Annotated in this window: 21 protein-coding genes; 6 read left to right on the top strand and 15 right to left on the bottom strand. The window is 61.9% G+C overall.

Annotated features, from left to right (window positions below; translation table 11 throughout):
- Positions 1-847: AGE family epimerase/isomerase (locus VFE81_RS06350; RefSeq protein WP_325043779.1), on the top strand; the 847-nt coding region annotated here is incomplete at its 5' end.
- 54 nt (positions 848-901) lie between these two features.
- Here VFE81_RS06350 and VFE81_RS06355 read toward each other — a convergent pair.
- On the bottom strand, positions 902-1,177 hold the full coding sequence (locus VFE81_RS06355; protein ID WP_325043780.1) for a hypothetical protein: 276 nt from the start codon (positions 1,175-1,177) through the stop codon (positions 902-904).
- 218 nt (positions 1,178-1,395) lie between these two features.
- Between VFE81_RS06355 and VFE81_RS06360 the strand changes: the two genes are divergently transcribed.
- Entirely contained in the window at positions 1,396-1,599 is a 204-nt protein-coding gene (locus tag VFE81_RS06360) for a cold-shock protein (protein WP_007178724.1), read from the top strand.
- Between the two features lie 112 nt (positions 1,600-1,711).
- On the opposite strand, the gene VFE81_RS06365 is transcribed toward VFE81_RS06360, so the two are convergent.
- The gene (locus tag VFE81_RS06365; protein ID WP_325043781.1) at positions 1,712-3,334 is read right to left on the bottom strand and encodes a methyl-accepting chemotaxis protein; all 1,623 of its coding nucleotides are present in this window, start codon (positions 3,332-3,334) and stop codon (positions 1,712-1,714) included.
- 268 nt (positions 3,335-3,602) lie between these two features.
- Between VFE81_RS06365 and VFE81_RS06370 the strand changes: the two genes are divergently transcribed.
- A complete protein-coding gene (locus VFE81_RS06370; RefSeq protein ID WP_325043782.1) occupies positions 3,603-4,037 on the top strand; it encodes a PaaI family thioesterase in 435 nt (144 codons plus the stop codon).
- A 166-nt stretch (positions 4,038-4,203) separates the two neighbouring features.
- On the opposite strand, the gene VFE81_RS06375 is transcribed toward VFE81_RS06370, so the two are convergent.
- The 9 genes from VFE81_RS06375 to VFE81_RS06415 form a co-directional block, all read right to left on the bottom strand.
- Positions 4,204-5,052, bottom strand: coding sequence for an ureidoglycolate lyase (locus VFE81_RS06375; RefSeq protein ID WP_325043783.1), 849 nt, complete (start codon positions 5,050-5,052; stop codon positions 4,204-4,206).
- Between the two features lie 62 nt (positions 5,053-5,114).
- Positions 5,115-5,858, bottom strand: a complete 744-nt coding sequence (locus tag VFE81_RS06380; protein ID WP_325043784.1) for an SDR family oxidoreductase — start codon at positions 5,856-5,858, stop codon at positions 5,115-5,117.
- A gap of 54 nt (positions 5,859-5,912) precedes the next feature.
- The gene (locus tag VFE81_RS06385; protein WP_325043785.1) at positions 5,913-6,743 is read right to left on the bottom strand and encodes an amidohydrolase family protein; all 831 of its coding nucleotides are present in this window, start codon (positions 6,741-6,743) and stop codon (positions 5,913-5,915) included.
- Between the two features lie 7 nt (positions 6,744-6,750).
- Positions 6,751-7,791, bottom strand: coding sequence for an aldo/keto reductase (locus VFE81_RS06390; protein ID WP_325043786.1), 1,041 nt, complete (start codon positions 7,789-7,791; stop codon positions 6,751-6,753).
- A gap of 114 nt (positions 7,792-7,905) precedes the next feature.
- Positions 7,906-9,219: a UxaA family hydrolase gene (locus tag VFE81_RS06395; protein ID WP_325043787.1), complete on the bottom strand. Its 1,314-nt coding sequence runs from the start codon at positions 9,217-9,219 to the stop codon at positions 7,906-7,908.
- Positions 9,220-9,261: 42 nt separating this feature from the next.
- A complete protein-coding gene (locus VFE81_RS06400) occupies positions 9,262-9,582 on the bottom strand; it encodes a UxaA family hydrolase (RefSeq protein ID WP_414695556.1) in 321 nt (106 codons plus the stop codon).
- A gap of 40 nt (positions 9,583-9,622) precedes the next feature.
- A complete protein-coding gene (locus VFE81_RS06405) occupies positions 9,623-10,681 on the bottom strand; it encodes an ABC transporter permease (protein ID WP_325043789.1) in 1,059 nt (352 codons plus the stop codon).
- Complete coding sequence (locus tag VFE81_RS06410; protein ID WP_325043790.1) at positions 10,671-12,191, bottom strand: sugar ABC transporter ATP-binding protein; 1,521 nt, start codon at positions 12,189-12,191, stop codon at positions 10,671-10,673. Before VFE81_RS06410 ends, VFE81_RS06405 begins: the two co-directional genes overlap by 11 nt.
- Positions 12,188-13,201, bottom strand: coding sequence for a sugar ABC transporter substrate-binding protein (locus VFE81_RS06415; RefSeq protein ID WP_325043798.1), 1,014 nt, complete (start codon positions 13,199-13,201; stop codon positions 12,188-12,190). The genes VFE81_RS06410 and VFE81_RS06415 overlap by 4 nt, the downstream gene beginning before the upstream one ends.
- 347 nt (positions 13,202-13,548) lie before the next feature.
- On the opposite strand from VFE81_RS06415, the gene VFE81_RS06420 reads away from it, so the two are divergent.
- Together VFE81_RS06420 and VFE81_RS06425 are read left to right on the top strand one after the other, a co-directional pair.
- Positions 13,549-14,337, top strand: a complete 789-nt coding sequence (locus VFE81_RS06420) for an IclR family transcriptional regulator (RefSeq protein WP_325043791.1) — start codon at positions 13,549-13,551, stop codon at positions 14,335-14,337.
- Between the two features lie 134 nt (positions 14,338-14,471).
- Positions 14,472-15,017 carry a hypothetical protein gene (locus VFE81_RS06425; RefSeq protein WP_325043792.1) on the top strand — a complete coding sequence of 182 codons (546 nt, stop codon included), beginning with the start codon at positions 14,472-14,474 and terminating at the stop codon, positions 15,015-15,017.
- A 2-nt stretch (positions 15,018-15,019) separates the two neighbouring features.
- On the opposite strand, the gene VFE81_RS06430 is transcribed toward VFE81_RS06425, so the two are convergent.
- Positions 15,020-17,572 carry a GNAT family N-acetyltransferase gene (locus VFE81_RS06430; protein WP_325043793.1) on the bottom strand — a complete coding sequence of 851 codons (2,553 nt, stop codon included), beginning with the start codon at positions 17,570-17,572 and terminating at the stop codon, positions 15,020-15,022.
- 353 nt (positions 17,573-17,925) lie between these two features.
- Here VFE81_RS06430 and VFE81_RS06435 point away from each other — a divergent pair, with 353 nt between their 5' ends.
- The gene (locus VFE81_RS06435; protein ID WP_325043794.1) at positions 17,926-18,795 is read left to right on the top strand and encodes a LysR substrate-binding domain-containing protein; all 870 of its coding nucleotides are present in this window, start codon (positions 17,926-17,928) and stop codon (positions 18,793-18,795) included.
- A 111-nt stretch (positions 18,796-18,906) separates the two neighbouring features.
- On the opposite strand, the gene VFE81_RS06440 is transcribed toward VFE81_RS06435, so the two are convergent.
- From VFE81_RS06440 to VFE81_RS06450, 3 genes are all read right to left on the bottom strand, one after another.
- Entirely contained in the window at positions 18,907-20,508 is a 1,602-nt protein-coding gene (locus tag VFE81_RS06440) for a peptide chain release factor 3 (protein WP_325043795.1), read from the bottom strand.
- A 320-nt stretch (positions 20,509-20,828) separates the two neighbouring features.
- Positions 20,829-21,953 (bottom strand): fimbrial protein, encoded by a 1,125-nt coding sequence (locus VFE81_RS06445; protein ID WP_325043796.1) that lies wholly within the window; start codon positions 21,951-21,953, stop codon positions 20,829-20,831.
- 1 nt (position 21,954) lies between these two features.
- On the bottom strand, positions 21,955-23,395 hold a 1,441-nt coding region (locus tag VFE81_RS06450; RefSeq protein WP_325043797.1), incomplete at its 5' end, for a fimbria/pilus outer membrane usher protein.

Here is a 23,395-nt window from a genome sequence, read left to right on the forward strand (position 1 = left end):
GCACACCTTTCAGGACATGCGCCACGGCGGATGGTTCTATAGCGTCGATGCACAGGGCGCGCCGCTCGACACCACCAAAGACCTGTACACGCATGCGTTCGTGGTGTTCGCCTGTGCGGAATATGGCGGCCGTTCCGGCAACCGCGACGCGCTGGAAGTCGTGCATCACACGTCGGCACTGATTCAATCGCACTTCGCGGCCAGTGACGACCTGTTCAACGCCGCGCTCACCGCGGATTTCGCCGGCGTGACCGGTACGCCGATTCAGAATCCCCTGATGCACCTGACTGAAGCCTGGCTGGCCGCCCGCGCCGCCACGCGCGACAACGCCTTCGACGCCGCGCTGCGCCGTCTTGCCGGCGCCGTCGCGCATCACTTCGTGCATGCGCCGACGGGCTGCATCGCCGAATTGCCGATTGGCGCGGACGACAACCGCCTGGAACCGGGACACCAGTTCGAATGGTTCTGGCTGGTCAAACAGGCAGGCGCGTTGTTCGAAACCACAGGTCTCGACGAATCGCTGACGCGTGCGTTCAGCTTCGCGCAGCAATATGGCGTGGATCCGCAAACGGGCGGCGTGTGCGCCTCGCTCGACGAAACCGGAGGAATCAAGGACGCCACCCAGCGGATCTGGGCTCAGACGGAATATCTGCGCGCACTGGCGAGCCATGACGACCCGGCTGCGCTCGCCGCGCTGCCGCGGCAAATCGAGCTTTTCCAGCAACGCTTTCTGCGTCCGCAAGGCTGGTTCGAATGCAAAACGGCGGCCGGTGAAGTGGCGCGTGCCGACATGCCGTCGACCACCCCCTATCATCTCGCGACCGCCTATGACGCGTTGCCGGGCTAAGCGCCGGTCGCCGTCTTGCCGGACATCGGCGCCAAAAGCCGACCGACCGGTCAATCAATATTCTTCGCGTTGCCAAGGTCCCCAATCGGCGTCGGCAGTCTTAAATCGCGTGTAGGTCGCGCTTTGTCCGGTGGGGGTATCCGATGCGTCGCCGAGCGGCTTTTTATCGGTAGTGTGAAGGGCGAAAGCCTGGTGGTCTTCGGTATCGACCGTGATACGGCCAACCGGATCTGGGGCGTCTTCTTGAGGTGATTTCGACTCCAATATCGCGAGATACGGGGTCAAACGACTCCAGAACGAGGTAAGTTCTTCTTGCAAATAATGTGTCAATGTTTTTCCTGGAAGAGTAATACGACCAGTTTACCCTACCGGCTCGGACACCCCTGCAAAACGCTTCCGGGCCTCAAAAGGGCCCAATCAGGGGAATACCCGAATACTTGTTGATTGGCGTCGATCATAAAGACGTGATACAACTCGTACTTCGCGCTCGATCTCGTGTTGAGAAATAGCGGTCGCGAATGCAACACACAACATTTACTGGATTAAAAATGGCAACAGGTACTGTGAAGTGGTTTAACGATGCAAAGGGTTTTGGCTTCATCACGCCGGACGACGGTGGCGAAGACCTGTTTGCGCACTTTTCGGAAGTTCAAGGCAGCGGCTTCAAGTCCCTGCAGGAAAACCAGAAAGTGACGTTCGAAGTCAAGCAAGGCCCGAAGGGCAAGCAAGCTGCGAACATCCAGCCGGCCTAAGTACCTTCGGGTACTTTGAGGCACGCTTAGGCGCTTGCGTCTGATGCAAAATGGCCCGCTTTGGCGGGCCATTTTCTTTTGAAGATGCCCTCTTTTGGGGCGCCTGTCCGGCTTAAATTGCCCGCATCCCTGGCATCGCAAACTCGGCCGTTTGCCCGCGCGTCTCGTCCAGTTGTTGCGTCCGCAACACAGTTTCAGAAATTTCGAACACGGAAACAGCCTCCTTCAATTGCTGCGTCTGCTGATGCAGTGAAGCTGCCGCTGCGGCTGCTTCCTCGACGAGCGCCGCGTTCTGCTGCGTCATCTCGTCCATCTGCACCACCGCCTGATTGACCTGCTCGATGCCCGTGCTCTGCTCGAGCGACGACGCGCTGATCTCGGCCATCATCTGCGTGACCCGCGAGATCGACGCGGAAACGTTTCTCATCGCCTCGCCGGCATGCTCGACCAGCGTCGAGCCGCCCTGAATCTCGGCGACCGACTCACTGATCAGCGTCTTGATTTCCTTGGCCGACTGCGCGCTACGCTGGGCCAAGCCACGCACCTCGCCCGCCACCACGGCAAAGCCACGACCCTGCTCGCCCGCGCGGGCCGCTTCGACGGCCGCGTTCAGCGCGAGGATATTGGTCTGGAACGCGATGCCGTCGATCACCGAAATGATCTCGGCAATCTTGTCCGAGCTTTGCGCGATGCCGTGCATCTTGTTGACCACCTCGTTGACCACTTCGCTGCCGCGCGAAGTCGCCTCAAGGGCGGATTCGGCGAGTGCATTGGCTTCGCGGGCGTGATCGGCGTTCTGGCGCACCGTGGCGGTCAATTCCTCCATGCTCGATGCGGTTTCTTCGAGCGATGCCGCCTGGTTTTCGGTGCGAGCCGACAGATCGGCGTTGCCGGTGGCGATTTCATTGGCGCCGAGGTGAATCGAGTCGGCGGATTCGCGCACGGTTTGCACGGTCCGCGCCACGCTGGCCTGCATTTTCGCGAGGCCCGAGAACAGGCGGCCGATTTCATTCGTGCCACGCGCGGCGATCGGCTGGTCGAGGCGCCCCTGCGCGATGCGATCGAAGTGGCGGCCGGCTTCTTCCAGCGGCGCTACCACGCCGCGGCGCAGCGCGGCGTACACCCCGAAGGTGCCCACCACCAGTACCAGCAGGATCGCAATGCTGACGCCGCGGAACATGGCCATGCGGGCATCGATCGAATCGAGCGACGCACGGCTCGCGGCGTCGCCGAATTGCACGAAGTTGTGCGACTCGGCGAGGTAGGCGTCCTGGAACGACTGGGTCGGCTGGTCGAGAAAGGCCTGAATATTGTTCGAGTCGAGAAACTGCGCCAACTCCGAAAGCGCGTCGTGCAGCTTTTTGTAGCGCTCGGCGAGCGCGGCGGCGCGCGCATTGTTTTCGTCGCTGGTTTTCTGCACGCTCATGAAGGCGCCAAACGATTGATCGGCGGCCGTCAACTGTTCGCGAGCATGCTGCACGATGTCGGTTGGCTCAGCGCCGCCGCGCACCATGCGCGTACCGGCACGTGACAGGTTGATGCGCGCATCCATCAAACGCTGGGTCGTTTCATTGACCGCGTCCACCTGCTTCAAAGCGATGCTCGACAGATCACCCACGTCGTCGTGAGTTCGCGTAAGGGACCAGAACCCCAAACCCACCGTGACAAGCTGGAAAACGCAGAATGCGGCCAGAACACACAACAGGCCGGATGCGACCTTGATCTTGCTGAACATCGTGAACACCTGAAAGCAAAGAATGACGGGAGCTACGTCAGGGTTAACGGCATAACCGAACTTTGCTTGAGATCAATGTCGTCAAAAATCGTCTTACATCCCCTTTTCATCGGCCAACTCCGCAATTCAAACCATTTAACACAACAATGTCGCGCAGATATTTCCGATTCACCTTGACGCCGTGCGTCGGCGCTTCCTAGAGTGGGTAGGGACTGCACAACGCACGCCGGTGCAGATGCCACTGCGGGCCATGCCCGAAGGATTCACGATGACCGACCTCCTCGACCGGGCGCGCGGCGCACTGCATGCCCAGCCGTTCAGCATGCTGCTAGGCGCCGAGCTGATGCACACAGGCACTGACGAACTGACGCTATGCCTGCCGATCCGCGACGAGCTGCGGCAACAACATGGCTTCGTGCATGGCGGCGTCATCAGCTATCTCGCCGACAATGCGCTGACGTTCGCCGGCGCGCTGTCGCTGGGTCCGAGGGTCGTGACCGGCGAGTACAAGATCAACTATCTGCGACCGGTGGTGAACGGCACGCTGATAGCGCGGGCGAAGGTCGTCTACGCGGGCCGGCTTCAGGCAACCTGCCAGTGCAACGTGTATGTCATGGACGGTGGCCGCGAGAAGCTCGTCGCTGTTGCACAAGGCACGATCAATCGCATCAGCGAGAACGGCGAGCACGAACCGGCGGGCTGAACGTCGATCAATCCGGCGCGCTGTTTGCGAGGCCGTTTCAACTCTCAACTCAACACGCGTGAACGCGACGGGACGCTCGCGCGTGGATCCATAAAAAAGGCCGTTCCTGCTCGACGCGGGAACGACCCTTTTATCAACAACACATTTCAAATCAGCAGCAAGCGAATCACTCCGCCGCGTAAGTCTTCTGCTTCTGCTCGCCAAGACCTTCAATACCGAGACGTATCGTCTGGCCCGGCTTCAGGAACACCGGATTCGGCTTCACACCCATGCCGACGCCCGGCGGCGTGCCGGTCGAAATCACATCGCCCGGTTGCAGGCTCATGCACTGCGACACATACGACACCAGTTTCGCGACGCCGAACACCATCGTCTTCGTGCTGCCGTTCTGATAACGGTGGCCGTCCACTTCCAGCCAGAGGCTCAGGTTCTGCGGATCGGCCACTTCATCGCGCGTCACGACCCACGGACCGATCGGGCCGAACGTATCGAAGCCCTTGCCCTTGTCCCACGTGCCGCCACGTTCGATCTGCCATTCGCGCTCCGACACGTCGTTGATCACGCAGTAACCGGCGACATAGTCGAGCGCGTTCGCTTCGTCGATATATTTCGCCGGCTTGCCGATCACCACGCCGAGTTCAACTTCCCAGTCGCATTTCTTCGAACCACGCGGGATTTCGACGTCGTCGTTCGGGCCACAGATCGCACTCGTCCACTTGTTGAAAATCACTGGTTCAGACGGCACAGGCAGATTCGATTCAGCCGCGTGGTCCGCATAGTTGAGCCCGATGCAAATGAACTTGCCGATCTTGCCGACGCACGGTCCCATGCGCGGATTGCCTTCGACCAACGGCAGCGAAGCCGGATCGAGCGCGCGCAGTTTGGCGAGGCTTTCGTCGCTCAGCGCAGCGCCGTCAATATCGCCAACTACCTTCGACAGATCGCGAATCTTGCCTTGCGCGTCGAGCAAGCCCGGCTTTTCCTGGCCCTTCGGCCCATAACGAAGCAGTTTCATCGTTGCACTTCCCTTTACGTTCAATGATATTCGGTTCGTGTTTCAGCGTTGATCAATACGCGTCAGTTCGACCAGCCGCCGTCGATCACATGCGCATGACCGGTGGTAAACGACGATTCGTCAGACGCGAGATACAGCGCCAACGCGGCGATCTCTTCCGGTTTGCCGATGCGGCCCATCGGCTGACGCGCGACAAAGGCCGCCTGCACGACGTCGAGCGTCGCGCCTTGCGCCTTGGCCTGCTCGACGATCCGCTGTTCGAGCGACGGCGAAGCCACCGTGCCCGGGCAAATCGCATTACAGCGTACACCACGCGTAATGAAGTCCGCAGCAACGGACTTGGTCAGCCCGATCACCGCGGCTTTCGATGCGCTGTACGCAAAGCGGTTCGGCACGCCCTTTACGCTCGACGCAGCCGACGACATGTTGATGATCGACCCGCCGCCCTTCTCCAGCATGGCGGGCAAAAACGCGCGGATCATGCGGTACATGGCCTTCGCATTCAGATCGAAGGCGAAGTCCCAATCTTCTTCGCTGCATTCGAGAATGTTGCCGGCGTGCACGAAGCCAGCGCAGTTGAACAGCACGTCGATCGGGCCGAGTTCGGCCGCCAGCGCCTTGATCGCCGCGTTGTCGCGCACGTCGAGCTTGCGCGCTTCGACCGGCTTGCCGGCGAGTCCGTCGATGCGGATATCGGTGGCGATCACACGCGCGCCTTCGCGCGCGAACAGTTCCGCCGTGGCAAGGCCGATGCCTTGTCCTGCCGCGGTGATCAGGGCCGTCTTGCCGGCCAGTCTTTGTGTCATCTACGACTCCAGTTGAATGGGCTTCTCTTGTCTTCGTAACGCGTGTTCGTCACATCAAAGTCGATAAAACGCAGTGGCGTTGCCACCGAAAACCGCTTCGCGCTCCGCGTCGGTCAAGGACGCGAGCAACGTGTTCGACACCGAGTGCCAAAGCAGGTAGTCGCCGTTCAGATCGAGCACCGGCCAGTCGCTGCCCCACATCAAACGTGCCGGACCGAATGACTTCAGCAAATGCTCGACGTACGGATGAAGCGTTTCCTCGCTCCAGCCTGGCGAAGCTTCTGTGACGAGTCCGGACAGCTTGCAATGCACTTGCGGTAACTTTGCGAGCCGCGTGATTGCATCGGCCCATGATTGCCAACCCGCGCGACCGTAGCGGATCGGCGGCTTCGCGCCGTGATCGACGACGATGCGCAGCGCCGGAAAACGCGCCGCGAACGTTTCGAAAGGCTCGACGTGCCGCGCGTAGATCAACGCGTCGAACGCGAGGTCGTGCGCGATCAGCGCCTCGATCGCGGGTGCGAGATCCGGGTTCGCAATCCATGCGTCGTCGGGCAGATCCTGCAACATCGGCCGTATGCCCTTGAACTTCGGCTCATGCGCGAAGGCGTCGATAACGGCCGGCGCATTCGGTAACAGCAAAGGCACCCAGCCCACCACGCCAGCAATCGACGGCTCATTGCGCGCGACGTCCAGCAAGTAACGTGTTTCGTCGATCGTCGGCGCCGCCTGCACCACCACCGTCCGCTCGATGCCCGCACTTTCACGCAAGGGTTTGAGATCGGCGGGACCGAACGGCCGGTACAGGATTTTCAGCTCCGGTGTCAGCCACTCGTAGTCGCCACGAGCGGGGTCCCAAAAGTGCTGGTGGGCGTCGATATGCATCGTCAAATCAATCCTCTGGCGCGGGCGCGCGGCTGTCGAGCAAACCTTTGTCACGCAACGCGGACCATAGGTCCGCCGGGATCGGCTGCTCGAACGACGCGGCGTTCTCACGCAATTCGTCGGCACTGCGCGCGCCAGTCAACACGGTCGCGACCGCCGGATGCGCATACGGAAACTGCAAGGCTGCGGCGGCAAGCGGCACGCCATGCACCCGGCACACCGCTTCCAGCCGCGCGACGCGCTCGATGACTTCCGCGGGCGCCTCGCCATAATTGAATTTCAGATCGCCTTCGACACCGCGCGCCAGAATGCCCGAATTGAACGCGCCGCCTAACAGGATGCTGACGCCGCGCGCTTCGCATGCCGGCAAAAGGTCGCCGAGGGTGGTCTGTTCGAGCAGCGTATAACGGCCGGCAAGCAACGCGCAATCGATATCGAATTCGGCCATTGCGTCGAGGATGACTGCGCCTTCATTGACGCCTAGCCCAACCGCCTTCACCGCGCCCGAGGACCGCAGATCGTCGAGCGCACGAAAGCCACCGCCCTCGCTCAACTGTCGCCAATAATGGGCGTTCTGGTCGCCATGCGTGACGCGGCCGATATCGTGCACCAGCAGAATGTCGATATCGACGATGCCGAGGCGCTGCTGGCTGTCTTCGAACGAACGCAGAATGCCGTCATGCGTGTAGTCGTAGACCCCTTCGAACGGCAGCGGGTCCTGCCAGCCATCCTTTGGATCGTAAGGCGTGGTGCGCGGCACAAAAAGGCGGCCTACTTTGGTGGACAAAACATACTCACCGCGCGGATAGCGGCGTAGTGCATCTCCAAGACGGTGCTCGGCCTTCGTGTTGCCATAATGCGGCGCAGTATCGAAGTAGCGCACGCCTGCGTCCCACGCGGCGGCAATCGTTGCGTGAGCTTCTTCATCGGACAGATCGCGATAGAGGCCGCCCAGCGGCGCCGTACCGAGCCCCAAGCCTGTCACCTGCAATGCGCGGCGGCCAATGCCGCGCCGCTGTTCGATCTTCGAACCGATCGTTGCCGTCATGGACCGCGTCTCCTGTTTAATAGTGTTTTAACACGTGCCGGCGAAGTTTGCCCGCAGCACTGATTCCCACCAATGGCCGCCGAAGCGATCACGGATTGACTGCTGATAGACCGTTCAGCGCGACTCGATCGCAACCACCCGATGCGGCGATGCGACACCCGACGGCAAACAAGCCGGACCCACGGGTTCAAATGTCTTGTACGTCAGGATGAATTCCTGATGACCGAGCGTTTCAGATTTCGACGCCGCACCGAGCGACACCGCGACCGTTTGCTCGAACACTTCGCGGCCGACTTCGTCGAGCGTGCCGCGACCTTCGAGAATGCGGCCTGCATCGACGTCCATATCGCCGGCAAGGTTGCGGTACGTCGCGGGATTCGCGCACACCTTGATGACCGGCGAGATCGCCGAGCCGACCACGGATCCGCGTCCGGTCGTGAATAGAATCACATGCGCACCGCAGGCGATCAGTTCGCCGATTTCCGCGTTGTCGCTGATGTTCGGAAAGCCGAAGCGCGGTTCGCCATCTGGCACGACATCGAGCAGATAGAGGCCACCGGTCGGCGGAACGTCGCCGGGTTTGATAATGCCGACAATCGGCGATGCGCCGCTTTTTGCGTACGCACCTAAAGATTTCTCTTCCTGTGTGGTGAGGCCGCCATCCGCATTGCCGACGGCAAAGCTGGCATGCCCAAGGATCGAGTAATAGCGCGCCGCCTTCGCTACGCACGCAATAATTTCATCCCCGAGTTCCGGCCTTGCGGCGCGCGTTTTCATGTGAAATTCACAGCCCACCAGCTCGCCGGTTTCTTCGAAGATGCAGGTCGCGCCCGCGTCGATCAGATGATCGAACGCGCGGCCCACGGCCGGGTTTGCGGTGATGCCGCTGGTTCCGTCCGAGCCGCCGCAAATCGTGCCAATCACCAGTTCGCTCAGCGCCATCGGCACTTTCTGCTGCGCGGCAAGTTGCTTGCGTGCGTCGCGAATCCAGTCGACGCCGTATTGAATCGTGCTGCGCGTGCCGCCTTTCTCCTGAATCGTCAGGACTTCGACGGGACGTCCGCTCGCACGCACGACGTCGACGAGGTAATGCTTGTTCATGCTCTCGCAGCCGAGCGACACGAACAGCACCGCGCCCACGTTTGGATGCGTGGTAAGCCGCTCGAGCATCTTTTCGGCGTACCCATTCGGATAGCAACCGGGAAAGCCGATCAGATGCACCGGCGGCTCGCGCTCGGCTGAAGGATCGTCGAATGCATCGAGCGGTTCGCGAAACTGCGTGACGATCTCGCGCGCGACGTGATGCGCGCACTCGACCAGATACGCCACTGCGACTATATTGCGGATGCCTTTGCGGCCATCGCTGCGCAGATAGCCTTGCAGCATGGGCTGCTGCGTGGCGGCGGATGCTACGGAAGTGTCAGTCATGATCATTCCAGCGCGGCGCAAAGCCACGTCATTGTGCTCAACTCAGTGATGGACGAACTCGTGGCCCGCGTCGTGCGTATAAGTGGGCAGGTAATCGCTTTCGAGGTTGTGCGTATGCAGATGCGCACCGCGCGCTACCGCTCCGGTCACGTGCCCGATCACCGCGCCGTAACGCAGCACTTTGTCGTCTTTCGCGAGATCATGGCGCGCTACCTTGTGGCCGAGGTCGATGGTTTTGGCGAGCGTCACGCGTTCGCCTTCGATTTCGACTTGCGTGCCTGCATCGAGGCGCGCCGCCGCGATCAGACAGTTATCCGTGGGACTGAGCAGGATCAGGCGTGGGTCGGTTTGCGATGTTTGCATTGGACGGCTGGTCAAGTGAATTCTCCGTGGTGCGTACGCATTAGTTCTGGCCTTCGCCGCTGGCGAGCCGTGCCACCATCAGCGAGCCGAGGATGATCGCGCCGTAGATCGCCTGAATCCAGAACGACGGCACCTGGGCAAGCGTCAGCAGGTTCTGCACGACACCGAGCAGCAACACGCCGGAGAGTGCGCCGAGCATCGTGCCCTTGCCGCCGTCGAGCGAAATGCCGCCGATCACCGCCGCCGCGAACACGGTGAAGATCATGCCGTTGCCCTGGTTCGCGTTGATTGCACCGACATAGCCGGTGACGATCAACCCGCCCACCGAGGCCAGCATGCTACCGAGCACGAATACGCCCCACGTAATACGCTCGACGCGAATCCCCGCCGCGCGCGCTGCTTCCGGATTGCCGCCGATCGCGTATAGCGCGCGGCCCAGGCGGTGATAGCGCAACACGAACGCAGCGATCGCGAATGCGGCCGCCGCAAGCCACACGGACAACGGCAAGCCGAGCACGATGGTGGTGGCGAGCGAGAAGAACGACGGCGGCATATCGAACAGCGTGCCGCCTTTGGTCGCGCCGACCAGCATGCCGCGCAACACGATCAGCATCGCCAGCGTGACGATGAATGCGTTCAGCCGCAGACGCACCACCAGGAAACCGTTGACGAAGCCAATCACCGCGCCGACCACGACGATCGCAAGCAAGCCTACCGCCGCCGGCCATTGCATCCCGAAGCCCGCGGACGCCGCCGGCATCACCAGCATCGCGCCAACGGCGGGCGCAATGCCCACGGTCGACTCGAGCGATAGATCGAACTTGCCGGTCAACACGATCAGCGATTCGGCGAGTACGACCAGCGCCAATGCCGCGGAGGCACCGAGCACACTGATCAAATTCGCCTTCGTCAGAAAGCTTGGGCTGACAAACGCGCCGATCACGAGCAGCAGCGCGAGTGCGGGCAACAAGGCCAGTTCGCGCAGTCGCGCGAGCTCACTGCGAGCGCGTTTGCCGCGCGTCGCCTGTGCAGCTGGCTGCGGCTGCTGCACCTGACCTTGCGCGGTGCTGAATGCAGGGCTGGGCACACTATTCTTCATGGAGACTGACTCCTTCAACGGATGCGATCAGGTCGTGGTCTTGCCAACCTGCGGGAAATTCGGCCGCGACACGGCCACGGAACATGACCAGCACGCGGTCACAGGTGCGCAGATCGTCGAGTTCGCCGGACACGACCAGCACGGCTTTACCGTCCTCGCGCACGCGATCCACGACCGACAGCAACGCTTCTTTCGATTTCACATCGACGCCTGCCGTAGGGTCGATCAGCACGAGCACGTTGGGATCAGTGGCGAGTGCGCGCGCCATCACGACCTTCTGCTGATTGCCGCCCGACAGTCCCGAAACAATGTGCTCGGGACCTTGCGCGACAATGCCGAGCGCGTCGATCATCTTCTGGCCGAAGGCATTTTTCTTCGCCGGTGGCGCAATGCCGAATTTGCCGAGCAGGCGCGTGATCGTCATCGAGGCGTTTTCGGCAACGGATTGCGTCAGCACCAGCCCTTCGTGATGGCGATCCTTCGGCACGCAGCCGATGCCGTGCGCCAGCGCTGCCGGCACGTCACCTGGTGGCAGCTTCACGCCATCCACACTGATCGCGCCGCTCTTCGCCGCGCGCAAACCGGCAATCGCTTCGGCCACGCTCGTGCGGCCGCTACTCGTCGCGCCGGTCAGCCCGACCACTTCGCCGCGCTTCACCGTAAACGACACGCCTTCGTAATCGGAACCTGCCAGATCGTTGACTTCCAGCGCGATGGCGGTATCCGCGGGCAATGCATCGCGCGCCGCCGCATCGGCGACGGCGAGGCCGCCGCGCTCGCCGGTCATCGCTTCAATCAACTGCTCGCGCGGCAACGCGGAAACCGGCGCGCTGACGATATGCCGCGCGTCGCGCAGCACCGTCACGGCCTGACAGATTTCATAGACTTCCTGCAGGTGATGAGAAATAAAGAGGAACGTCACGCCTTCGCGCTGCAACTCGCTGATACGGCGGAACAGGCGCTTGATCTCGTCGCCATCGAGCTGCGCGGTAGGTTCGTCGAGGATGATGAAGCGTGCGCCGTACGACAGCGCCCGTGCAATCTCCACGAGTTGCCGCGCTTCCACGCTCAGATCGCCGGCGCGTGCGTCTTCGCGTACGTCGATCTTCCAGTGGTCGAGCAACGCACGCGCGTCGCGACGCATGGCGCGCCAATCGATCACGCCGCCGCGTGACGGCTGCCGGTTGATGAACAGATTCTCCGCGACGGAAAGATCGCGGATGATCGTGGAATGCTGATAAACGCAGGCGACGCGCTCGCGCCACGCGTCGCGCTCCGCGATCGACGGCGCGGCCGCGCCGCTGAAGCGCACCTCGCCGGTATCGGGCTTGCGCAGGCCGGTGAGGATCGACACCAACGTCGATTTTCCCGCACCGTTGCGCCCGACGAGCGCATGCGACTCGCCCGGCATCACGCGGATGCTCACGTCTTTCAGCGCGGCCGTAGAGCCGAAGCGCTTGGTGACCTCAAGCGCTTCGACGACCGGCACGGAGGGCGTCAGCTCGCTCATTTAACCGTGTTTCCCCACAACGCTTTGTCGTCGACATTCGCCTTCGTCACGAGCGGTGCGGGCAGTTGGTCTTCAAGCAGGCCTGGCGCGAGCTGAATGATGTTGCTGCCGTGATCGGTCGGGCCCGGTTTGAAGGTTTGTCCGGCGAGCGCCGCCTTGATATAGAACAGGCCGTATTTCGCGTATGAATCAGCAGGCTGCGAGACAGTGGCGTCAATATCGCCGCGACGGATCGCGTCGAACTCCTGCGGGATGCCATCGTTACTGACGATCACGACATGCTTCGCATTGCCAGCGGGAAACAGCATCTGCTTGCGACGCAGCGTTTGCAGCGTCGGCGACAGATAAACACCACCCGCCTGCATGTAGATGCCCTTCACGTCGGGATTGGCGGTGAGCAGACTATCGAGCGCGGTGGCCGCGACATCGCCCTTCCAGGCCGCCGGAATCTCCAGCACCGACAAACCCGGATAGCCCTTCATGCACGAGCGGAACGCTTCAGACCGGTCGCGCCCATTCACGGATGCCAGGTCACCCATGATCTGCACGACCTTGCCCGACTTCACGTGATCGCCGATGTACTTGCACGCTTTCTCGCCGTACGCACGGTTGTCTGCGCGCACCACCATCGCCACCTTGCCTTGCGTCGGCGCAACGTCGACGGCGACCACCGGTACGTTCTTCGCCGCAGCCGCATCGAGCGCGCGGCTGATCGCCGCCGAATCCAGCGGGCCGACCACGATGCCTTTCGCACCGAGGTTCAGCAGGTTGTTCATGTCGGTAATCTGCTGGACGGGGTCGCCGTTCGAATTAACCGGTGCGAGGATGCCCAGATCCATGTCCTTCGCGTATTTGGGCAAATAGTTGTTATACGACTGCCAGAACGGCGAGGTGAGCAGCGGCAGATCGAGACCGATCTTGCTGGCGTCGGCGGCTTGTGCGGCACCGCTGACAGCGAGGCCGGCGACACAAGCTGCCGCTGCGACGGCGAACAGCGAACTCCGGAACATGCGGCGAGCCGCGTGCGGCCCTTTTGCAAACGTCATGGTTTGTCTCCTATGTCGGTCCGGAGTTAGCGCTTTAGCGCTTAGTCCGGCCCCATACAAATTGCGTTGTTGAACTGCGTGAACCAGCCATGAGTGGCGAGCACTTCGTCCTGCGCTTTCTTATGATGTATTGGTGTGTATTCATTCACCAATGAACGTATTATTCATATACGGACTTTTTGAAGTCAAGTGATGTGCACTGCACCATGCGTCAGTGTTTCCCCTGGACCCGCGTCGCCTCGCACGAGAATCGCCATACACGTACACTCACTCGCCAGATAATGAGAACAGCACACGGAACCTCGCTCACGATGGACGCAGAAGACAAAGACGACGCCGACCGTTACCGCGCCCCCGCGCTGGACAAGGGTCTCGACATCCTCGAACTGCTCGCCGAGCAGAAAGAAGGGCTGACGCGCGCCGAAATCACCAAGCTGCTGGGACGCAACGCGAGCGAGATGTACCGCATGCTGGAGCGGCTGGTCGCGCGGCAATATGTGGTGCGCTCGGCGGGAGGCGACCGGTATTCGCTGAGTCTCAAGCTGTATGCGCTCGCACATCGTCATCCGCCGATGAACCGCCTGATCGCCGAAGCTTTGCCGCTGATGCAACGTTTTGCCGATGCTGCCGAGCAGTCATGTCATCTTGCGGTGTACGACCGCGGCAATCTGCTGGTGATCGCGCAGGTGGATGGACCGGGCACGTGGGGGATGTCGGTACGGCTCGGCTCGCGGGTCGGGCTGATCGATACGGGTTCAGGCCGCGTGATGCTCGCGTTTCAAAGCAACGAGCAGCGCGAGCAGATGCTCGCCGAACACACCAAGGTGAAGGGCGAAGTCACGATCGATCGCGATGCCCTGGAACAATCCTGCGAGCGGATTCGCGCGGCGGGTTTTTCGCAGAAAGACAGTCAGCAGACGTTCGGCGTGACCGACGTCACCTTCCCGATCCAGGGGCCGTCCGGCCAGGCGATCGCGGCGCTCACTTGCCCGTACTTGCGGCGCATCGACGAATACGTTGCGCCGACATTGGAGACGGCGACGGGTTTGCTGCGTGAGACGGTGCAGGCGCTGTCGATGTTTCGGGAAGAGGCGGTCTAGCGCACTGTTGCCGGACGGCGAATTTGTGCGGCAGGTCGCTGCACAAATCGTCCGTTTCCGCACATGGTTTAGAATGGCGACCCTCTCAAAAATCACGCCGCATGGGTCCCCTCATGCGCGCTCATCGACAAGCAATGGCGAAACTTCTGACCGATTCCGAATTCCAGCGTTTTTCCGAACTCCAGCAGAAGCAGTCGAGCTTCACGATCACGCCTGAAGAAGCCGACGAACTGCGCGACATCGTCGCTCATGCGCAAAAGCGCCGCGACGACCGCGCCGCGGCGATGCAAAGCATCGAGACCTTCATCCAGCAATTCGACATCAGCCCGGACGAACTGTTTTCGGCCGAGCAGATTGGCGACGCCGCGCGCACCTTCGGCCTGATTCCGGCCGCGAAGAAAGAGCGCGTGCTGCCGCCGTCGTTCACGTTCAACGGCAAGCCGTATCAATGGACGGCCCGTCCGCTGCCGGACGACATCCGCGTTCCTTTGTTCGATGCCTTCAAGGCGGGTGAATCGGTGAAGTCGTTCATCGCGACGCTGAAGGACGCGAACCGTTGCGCGGCGACCATCGCGCGTCTGGAGCGCGAGACCGGCGCGGTCTACGCTGAAACGTTGCTGGAAGAGCTGTCCGTGACCCGCACACAAGTCGACGAAGCTTTGGCCAAGCTGCCGGTCTGAGTTTAGGTTTTATCCAGCGCCATTCTGAAGCCCACCACGCCTGGATCTTCCGTCGGCGTGATGGTGAAGCCGCAGGATTTGGCCAACGCGATCATCGGCGTATTTTCCCGCAACGCCTCGCCGACCAGCCAATGAGTACCGCGCGCCCGCGCGTACTTGATGATCCGATCCATCAGCAATTGCCCAAGGCGCCGGCCTTTCTGGTCGGAACGCACCGCGGCGGCGAACTCGGCCGTCTCGTTGTCGGGATCGGCTATGGCGCGCACGACGCCGAGCGTGCGCGTAAAGCCGTCTTCGCTCGTCACCGTCGCAATCAACGCCATTTCGCGGTCGTAGTCGATTTGCGTCATGCGCGCGAGCTGCGAGTGATCGAAGCTGCCGACCGCGCCGAAGAAACGCAGCCGTAAATCTTCCGGCGTCATCGCTTCGACGAAATCGTGATGCGCGGCTTCGTCTTCCGGACGGATCGGCCGGATCGTCACGCGTAGGCCGTGCCAGTCGAGCGTCTCTTCGAAACGGCGTGGGTACGGCACGATCGCGAGCCGGCTGCGTGTCGACGCAATATTCAGGGTCGGCTCGACCACCGTCACGTGTTCACGGAACACCCGCAGCGTGAGCGTAAGACCGACGAGTTCCTTGACGTCGCAGACCGCCTGCGACAAAGCCGTCAATGCGGCCAGCGCTGGTTCAGGCGCGATCAGCCGCGCGTAACGCGAACGCGTGACGATGTCGCGCGCCAGCATCGGATTGAGCGGCGGCAGGCCGTAGACGCGCAGCGGGTCGGAGACGCCGTCCGCCGATGGCGCGGTGAAGCGGAAGACGGGGCCGAAGTTATCGTCGTCGTGAAGCTCCACGGCGATGTCGACGACGGGTTTTTTTGCCACTGCGGCGGCGCCCGTGTCTGCGCAGTCGTCCGTTGCCGGGTCTAACTGTCCTCCTGCAGCGGGAAGCGCTGCCGCTAGCTTTCTCTCTGGCACCGTCACTTGCATCGGCCGTTGTGCGAGGCCTCGCGTCGATTCTTGAGCCGGCCCTTGTCTCGAGCTCAGTGCCGCCATTTGCGCCCCGCTCACCTTCGGGCCGCCGGCTTGCCATTCGACGCGCAGCCCAAAACGCTCAAGAAACCGCGCCGCCGCTTCGCCAGTTAGTTGGTGCTCACCTGCAGCAAGCGCGGCGCGCGCTAGCGCCTGGGCGGCGTCGATCGCTTCGGGGATCTGCGCCGGCAAACCTTCCGGCGTCTGCATCAGCAATTCACGGCCCATCCGGTAGTCGACCAGACGTGCAAAGGCGCGCGCGAGCCGCTGCGGCGTCGTATGAACCGGAATGCCTTGCGCATGCAGCGCATCGCGCGTCGCTGCATCAACGCCGCCGAAGAAACACGCGAGCAAACCGCGATACGCGAAGCGTTGGTTCGCGATCAACGCCTGCGCCACCTCGCCGACCGGCGCGCCATGTGTCGACGCGTGCACCACGAACGCCGTGCCCGTGCTTCGATGCTCAGCGAGGAGCTTGAGCGCGGTGCCGAAATGCTCGGGACGAGCGTCGTCGCCGAGTCGCAGCGGGTTGCCGGCCACCGCGTGCGGCAGCGCTTCGCTTAGCGCCGCATCTGCTTCGGCAGGCCACGGCGCGAGCGTATCGCCGGCGGCGGCGAAGGCATCGCAGGCGAGCGTAGCGAGGCCACTGTCACTGGTAATCAGCGTCGCCGTCGCGCCTGCCGCCACCCGGCCCACGCCGAGCGTTTCGATTTCATCGAGTAGATCGTCGAGCGAATCGACGCGCACCATGCCCGCGCGACGAAACGCAGCGGTGTACAGCGCGTCGGCCGGATCGGCGCGGCCTGAGCGTAGTGCCAGCACCGGTTTGTTGCGCGCCGCCGCGCGCGCCGCCGACATGAACTTGCGCGCCGCGTGCACCGTATCCAGCTCCAGTAGGATCGCGCGCGTACCGGGATCGCTCGCCAGATAGTCGAGCACGTCGCCGGCATCCACGTCGGCTTCGCCACCCAGCGCCACGGCGTGCGAAAAGCCAAGACCGCGCGCATGCGCCCAACCGAGCACCGCGTTGGTCAGCGCATTCGACTGCGACACCCACGCCACGCCGCCTGCCTTCACCGTGCACGACGGCGCGCCGAAATGCGCATGCAGCGCCGGCGTCACCACGCCGAGACTGCCCGGCCCGACAATCCGCAGCAGATGCGGTCGCGCCGCCGACAGCGCATGCCGCATCGCCAGCCGGTCCTCATCGCAGCGTACCTCGCCGACGATAATTGCCGCGCGCGTGCCCAAACCGCCGAGTTTATGGATGATGCCAGGCCACGTACCGGGCGGCGTGCAGATCACTGCGACAGTAGGCGCTTCCGGCAGATCACCGGCATCGCCAATTACCGCGTGGCCGCCAAGCATGTCGTATTTCGGATTGACCGGCCAGACGGCGCCGTTGAAACCACCTTCCAGCACGCGCGACCACACCATCGCACCGGTGCTGCCCGGCCGCTCGGAAGCGCCGATCACGGCGACGGATTTGGGTCGAAACAAGGCATCGAGATTGCGAACGGTCACGGGGGCTCCGCGGAGTGGGAAGGCACGCCGACAGCCAGGCGAGCATCTTCGTCAGGATAGGCGAAGTCGGAGGCTTGCGCGGCGCTTCTGAATTCGCGGCGTAACGTGCGCGAAATTCCGTTTGATCCACGCCAACGCGCACCAGAATTTTTTTAGCGTACACAGGCAAAATATTGAGCCGAAATGCGACAATCCTACGGATGCCGAACAGCCCGTTTGCCTTGAAACGGTTGTGCTGATTGATGATCGGCACGGCGCGTCGGAGACAACGCGCGATACGAATATGGATTCCGCGGGCGCGCGCGACAACAGTCGCACCTGGTCCGGATGAACCAAGAGACAGAAGGTGATTTATGCGGCGCTTGCCATCGCTGATCGCGTTGCGCTTCTTCGAAGAGACCGCCCGCCACATGAGCTTCAATCGCGCCGCCACTGCGTTATGCGTAACGCAAGGCGCGGTGAGCCGGCAGATCAAGCTGCTCGAGGAATCGCTCGGCGCACAACTGTTCGAGCGCGATCACAAAGGCATTCGCTTGACGCCGGCGGGTCAGCAATTCTTACCCTGCCTGTCCGACGCCTTTGACACGATCGAGCGCGGCTTCCGTCAGATTACTGCGGCCAAAGGGCGGCGGCGTCTCGTCGTCGCCGTGCCGCCCACCTTTGCGACACAGTGGTTCTCGCCGCGGCTCGGTTCGCTGGCTGATGAATTGCCCGACGTCGAACTGTCCGTTCGCACCTCGCCCACGGAAGATTGCCACTGCATCATCCGCTTCGGGCGCGACGCGCTGGCGGGTGCACATTCCGAATTGCTGATGACCGAGCGCCACGTACTAGTCGGCGCACCCCATCTGCTCAGCGAATCACTCGACCTGCTGCTCGAGCATCTGCCTGCGCTGCACGTGCTGCATAACGACGCCCGGCTGGATCTCTGGCCGAATTGGCTGGCGAAGGCGGGCATGCCCGCACGCTACGCGGAAAACGGTATCGAATTCTCCACGCTCGAACAGGCGATCCGCGCCGCGCGCAAGGGTGCGGGGCTGGCGGTTGTCGATCAGAACATGATCGTCGACGAACTCTCCGACGGGAGTCTGGCGCGGTTCTCCGATGTCGAGGTGACCGGGCCCTTCGGTTACTGGCTCGACGTCGCGCAACGCCATGCCATGCTCGAACATGTGCAGGCATTTGCGGCGTGGATGCGGGAAGAGGTGTTGAAGATGGAGTGATGCAAGGCGACCGACAGATCAGGCTGGGTGCCGGGCCGAAAGGCCGAAAAAAAAGCCGCGTCCTGGACGCGGCTTCTTCGCTTCATCGGGCCCACCCGATGCGGGACATGCTTACATCGCCTTCTTGAACGGCGCGCCCGAATGCTCGCGCAGTTCATTAAAGACGATCTTCGGCCAGGCCTTCTGTGCGACTTCAATCTCCGACACATGCGATGCCAGATAAGTCGGTGCATCCGATGCATCGAGCGCGATCCGCGCCGCATACGAATCAGTGAAGCGGCGCAATTCAGCCGCATCGTCGCACGTCACCCAGCGCGACATCCGATACCGCGCCGGCGCCATCCGCACGTCGACCTTATATTCCGTCGACAAGCGGTGCGACACCACTTCGAACTGCAGTTGGCCAACCGCACCAAGAATGATCAAGCCGCCCACTTCCGGACGGAACACCTGAATCGCACCCTCTTCGCCGAGTTGCTTCAGCGCTTCACCGAGTTGCTTAGCGCGCATCGGATCGACCACTTCCACCGTCTGAAAGATTTCCGGCGCGAAGAACGGCAAGCCGACGAACTGCAACTGCTCGCCTTCGGTCAGCGTATCGCCGAGACTCAGCGTGCCGTGATTCGGGATACCGATGATGTCGCCCGGATACGCCTCGCTCACCGTCTCACGACGCTGCGACAGGAACGTCACCACGTTATTCGCGCGGAACGTTTTGTTCGTGCGCGTCACCTTCACGGCCATGCCGCGTTCGAAATGCCCCGAGCACACGCGAATGAACGCCACGCGGTCGCGGTGCGCCAGATCCATGTTCGCCTGCACCTTGAACACGACGCCGGTGAACTTAGGCTCGTCCGGCATCACCGGACGTTGCACGGTCATGCGCATCGACGGCGGCGGCGCCAGATCGACCAGCGCGTCGAGAATTTCCTTCACGCCAAAGTTGTTGATCGCCGAGCCGAACAGCACCGGCGATTGCTGACCGGCGAGGAACAGTTCGCGATCAAAATCGGGCGACGCGCCGGTGATCAGATCGATCTCTTCTTTCGCCTTGACCCAGGCATGACCGAAGCGGCGTTCACCTTCTTCGTCGCTGAGCGCATGTAGCGTTTCGACCGCGCCGCCCGCCTTATCCTGCCCGGCGCGGAACAAGCGCACCTGGTCGCGCTGGATGTCGTAGACACCCTGGAAATCCTTGCCCATACCGATCGGCCACGTGAACGGCACAGCGGCCACACCCAGATGCTGTTCGATTTCGTCGAGCAGTTCGAGCGGCTCGCGCACTTCGCGGTCGAGCTTGTTGATGAAGGTGACGATCGGCGTTTTGCGGCTGCGGCAGACTTCGAGCAGCTTCAGCGTTTGCGCTTCGACGCCGTTCGCGCCGTCGATCACCATCACGGCGGCATCGACCGCAGTCAGAACACGGTAAGTATCTTCGGAGAAGTCTTCGTGGCCCGGGGTGTCGAGCAGGTTGATAACGGCGTCGCCGTACTCGAACTGCATGACCGAGCTGGCGACGGAAATGCCGCGCTGCTTTTCGATCTCCATCCAGTCGGACGTCGCGTAGCGGTTGCTCTTGCGGCCCTTCACGGTGCCGGCGATCTGGATCGCGCCCGAGAACAGCAGCAGCTTTTCAGTGAGCGTGGTCTTGCCCGCATCCGGGTGGGAAATGACCGCGAACGTGCGGCGGCGTTTGAGTTCGGAGACTGACATCGGGTCGGGCGGTCACGGATAGGGGTTCGGGCGGTCTTCAGCGGCTTGTGGCCGCTGGGCTGCCACGTCTGGCGCGGCGGCGTCGAGCTGCGGGAGTTGGGTCTGGAACCCGCGTCACAATCGCAACTCAGCCGCGTCGGAACCAGGTCACGAACGAGCGTTCGACAATCCGGGAATCGCCAGCGCAGAACAGCGCAAGGAGCGAATGATACACGTCATGGGGAGGGGAGGAGGGAAACCGCTTATGGCGTGGGGCGCCGGGGCGGCAGTGCAGAACAGCTTTTCTGGTAGGAGGGCGGCCGATCACCGCCCTCGCAGCATCACTGATAGGACAGGGTGAAAGTAGCGAGCGCCTTAACTGTTCCAGCCGAGACCGGTCCGGTACTGATGTAGCGCGCGGTCATAGGAACTTGCAGTTGACCGCTCGGCGAGTCGCCGATCAGCCACTGGTTGGTATTGCCCGGCGCCGAGGAATCCGCGCCGAATAAAATCGGGCCCGCACTGTTAAGTACCTGAATCCCAACGCCCTTAGCCGAGGAATCGCTGGTGAGCTGCAAGGTGTTCGAGCGGTTGGACGGGTTCACGTTATCAGTCAGTGTGATGGATACCTTGGCGCCGGCACTGCAGGAAAACGTCAGGGAAAACGGCGTCGGTGCAAACACGGCCCCGGCGCCGGCCGCAAAAGCGCGGGTGTCGGCAGTGGCGAGCGGAACATAGGTGTTGGCCTGGGTTACCGAACAGGTGGCTTGAGTAATCGCGCCGCTGGCTGACCCAGTGTACAGATTACCCTGTCCCCAATTCGTGTTGGAGTCTGAGTCCGTAAAAATAATCGTGATTTGCGGACTGGTCGTCAGATTGGAAATACCGCCGCTAATTGCTCCCGTCACGACCAACTGGGTGGTGACCGTTATCTGAACGGGCACGTAGGGACCATCAAGGGGGCCCGAAAACGAGCACTTAACGGCGGCTGCACCGTTGGTAAGAGCGACGTTCGTGGCATTGCATCCGGGCGAATTGAAAATGTAGCGAACGCCCAAGCCCGGAATATTCGTTTGATACACGTCTGTGCCATACACAAGCGGAGTGGTCGTGGAAAAATTCGCCGTGTTAGTGGCGGACGTATCCTTCAGACCTGCGTTAAGGAACTTGCATTGCAAGACGTAAGTGCTTGGCGCCGACGTACTGATAGTCGATCCGATCGAAGAATTAGCCGGAACGGAAATCGTTCCCGCGGCCAGAACCAAGTTAGTACCCGAACTGTTATTACACGTGATATTCGCCCGCGCGGAAAGTGGAACGATACCCGTCAACAAAAACAACACGGCGAACAAAAACGATCGCATCATTTTCAAGCCGGGACGCCCGTCGCGAGTCTGCCCTGGACAATTCTCGAGGAACAGCGATGCCGGGCGCGAATTGCCGACAAATGGCTTCGATTTAAACATTTCACTCACCTTTAGCTTGAACGGTCACACAGTGACCTTCTACCGACAGATAAGCCGCACCGGCCTTCCCTGTCGACTTCGGCAACACATAATCAATCCGGCATTCTTCCGAAGCTGCCGAACCCCACTTCACGAACAACGAGCCCTTGTCTTCCAGCCCACGCGCAAAAATCCGGCTGTCCTGCGCGACAACGCCCACGTTGCGTCCATTGCCATCAACCACATCCGCGCCAAACGGCAGCGCCTTGTCGCCGAGTTGCGGCGCACGAATCAGCGCCGCACGGCCATTCACCGTCTTGTACTTGATCATCACCACCGAGCCGAGACGCGGAACGGCCTGCTCCGAAGTCGATTCGAATTCGACGTCGGTCGAAGTGCCCTTCGGGTCAATGTCGACGACGTTCATGCCGTAAGGCGTCAGGTAAGGCACCACTGCATAGCCACGGCCATTGAGCTTGACGCCCGGCGCGCTGGTCACGCTTGCGCCCGCAGCACCCGGCGCCTCGACGATGCCGAACGTATCGCCAACCGTCTGCGAGAACGTCACGCCGCCCGGATGCGCAACGACCGTCCCGCTGATACCGGCCGACACCTGGCTCGAACCCGAGCCCGCGCTTGCCGAGGCCGTCATCTGCGCATACGGCGCGCGCCATGCACCGCTCACGCCGGTGTTGGACGAACTGCTGCCATTGCCGGCGCCATACGTGCCGTACGCGTTGTACGAGTACTGGTTGCTGTCGCCCAGCGAGCCGCCTACATTCGCTTGCAGGTTCATGGAGCCGCCCGAGCTGGACAGGTTCGTCGACATCAGCGGCGCATGCTGGCTATGGCCAAGCGGAAGCGTCGTGCTGAGCATGTACTGGTTGGACATCGAGCCGTCCGAGTTGCGGGTACGTCCAGCAGTGACGCTGTACGTGCCGTACTTGAAACTGTTGGAATAGCCGGCCTGATAGAACGTATCGCTGCCGCCATGATTCCAGTACTGCTGCGACGAAGCGCTCAGAAACACGGTTCCATGGCCCTTCAGATTCTGGTTGACCGTGAGCTGAAAGCGGTTGCGCTGGCGATAGACGGAATTCGTATCGCCACCGTGCATCGCGAGATCGCGCACCGAGGCCGCGTCCGACAGGTTCATAAAACCTGCAGTCGAATAACGGTAAGCCGCAACAGCAATATTGGTGTCCGTTGAATCGATAAACTTGCTATAACCGATGCGCAAGCTGGTGCCCCGCATCGTGCTTTGATTCGGGATTTGAGTCCGCGCAGCCGTGACGTCGGCCGAGAACGCACCGAACTTCGTGTTCAGTGCAGCGCCCACGTCAGCAGCCACATAGCCGTTCGCAGCCACGCCGCCACCGTAGGCCGTCACCAGATTCGTGAGACCACGTTGCAACGTGAACTGCGCAAAGTTCGGCTTCGTTTCGAGCGAGTCGTTACGCAAT

It is taken from the genome of Paraburkholderia sp., assembly GCF_035656215.1.
In the GTDB taxonomy this organism is placed as follows: domain Bacteria; phylum Pseudomonadota; class Gammaproteobacteria; order Burkholderiales; family Burkholderiaceae; genus Paraburkholderia.

Bases quoted from the DNA above. Each gene is read 5' to 3' on its own strand.
- VFE81_RS06360 (WP_007178724.1), top strand. From the start codon at position 1,396: ATGGCAACAGGTACTGTGAAGTGGTTTAACGATGCAAAGGGTTTTGGC.
- VFE81_RS06365 (WP_325043781.1), bottom strand. From the start codon at position 3,334: ATGTTCAGCAAGATCAAGGTCGCATCCGGCCTGTTGTGTGTTCTGGCC.
- VFE81_RS06370 (WP_325043782.1), top strand. From the start codon at position 3,603: ATGACCGACCTCCTCGACCGGGCGCGCGGCGCACTGCATGCCCAGCCG.
- VFE81_RS06375 (WP_325043783.1), bottom strand. From the start codon at position 5,052: ATGAAACTGCTTCGTTATGGGCCGAAGGGCCAGGAAAAGCCGGGCTTG.
- VFE81_RS06380 (WP_325043784.1), bottom strand. From the start codon at position 5,858: ATGACACAAAGACTGGCCGGCAAGACGGCCCTGATCACCGCGGCAGGA.
- VFE81_RS06385 (WP_325043785.1), bottom strand. From the start codon at position 6,743: ATGCATATCGACGCCCACCAGCACTTTTGGGACCCCGCTCGTGGCGAC.
- VFE81_RS06390 (WP_325043786.1), bottom strand. From the start codon at position 7,791: ATGACGGCAACGATCGGTTCGAAGATCGAACAGCGGCGCGGCATTGGC.
- VFE81_RS06395 (WP_325043787.1), bottom strand. From the start codon at position 9,219: ATGACTGACACTTCCGTAGCATCCGCCGCCACGCAGCAGCCCATGCTG.
- VFE81_RS06400 (WP_414695556.1), bottom strand. From the start codon at position 9,582: ATGCAAACATCGCAAACCGACCCACGCCTGATCCTGCTCAGTCCCACG.
- VFE81_RS06405 (WP_325043789.1), bottom strand. From the start codon at position 10,681: ATGAAGAATAGTGTGCCCAGCCCTGCATTCAGCACCGCGCAAGGTCAG.
- VFE81_RS06410 (WP_325043790.1), bottom strand. From the start codon at position 12,191: ATGAGCGAGCTGACGCCCTCCGTGCCGGTCGTCGAAGCGCTTGAGGTC.
- VFE81_RS06415 (WP_325043798.1), bottom strand. From the start codon at position 13,201: ATGTTCCGGAGTTCGCTGTTCGCCGTCGCAGCGGCAGCTTGTGTCGCC.
- VFE81_RS06420 (WP_325043791.1), top strand. From the start codon at position 13,549: ATGGACGCAGAAGACAAAGACGACGCCGACCGTTACCGCGCCCCCGCG.
- VFE81_RS06425 (WP_325043792.1), top strand. From the start codon at position 14,472: ATGGCGAAACTTCTGACCGATTCCGAATTCCAGCGTTTTTCCGAACTC.
- VFE81_RS06435 (WP_325043794.1), top strand. From the start codon at position 17,926: ATGCGGCGCTTGCCATCGCTGATCGCGTTGCGCTTCTTCGAAGAGACC.
- VFE81_RS06440 (WP_325043795.1), bottom strand. From the start codon at position 20,508: ATGTCAGTCTCCGAACTCAAACGCCGCCGCACGTTCGCGGTCATTTCC.
- VFE81_RS06445 (WP_325043796.1), bottom strand. From the start codon at position 21,953: ATGTTTAAATCGAAGCCATTTGTCGGCAATTCGCGCCCGGCATCGCTG.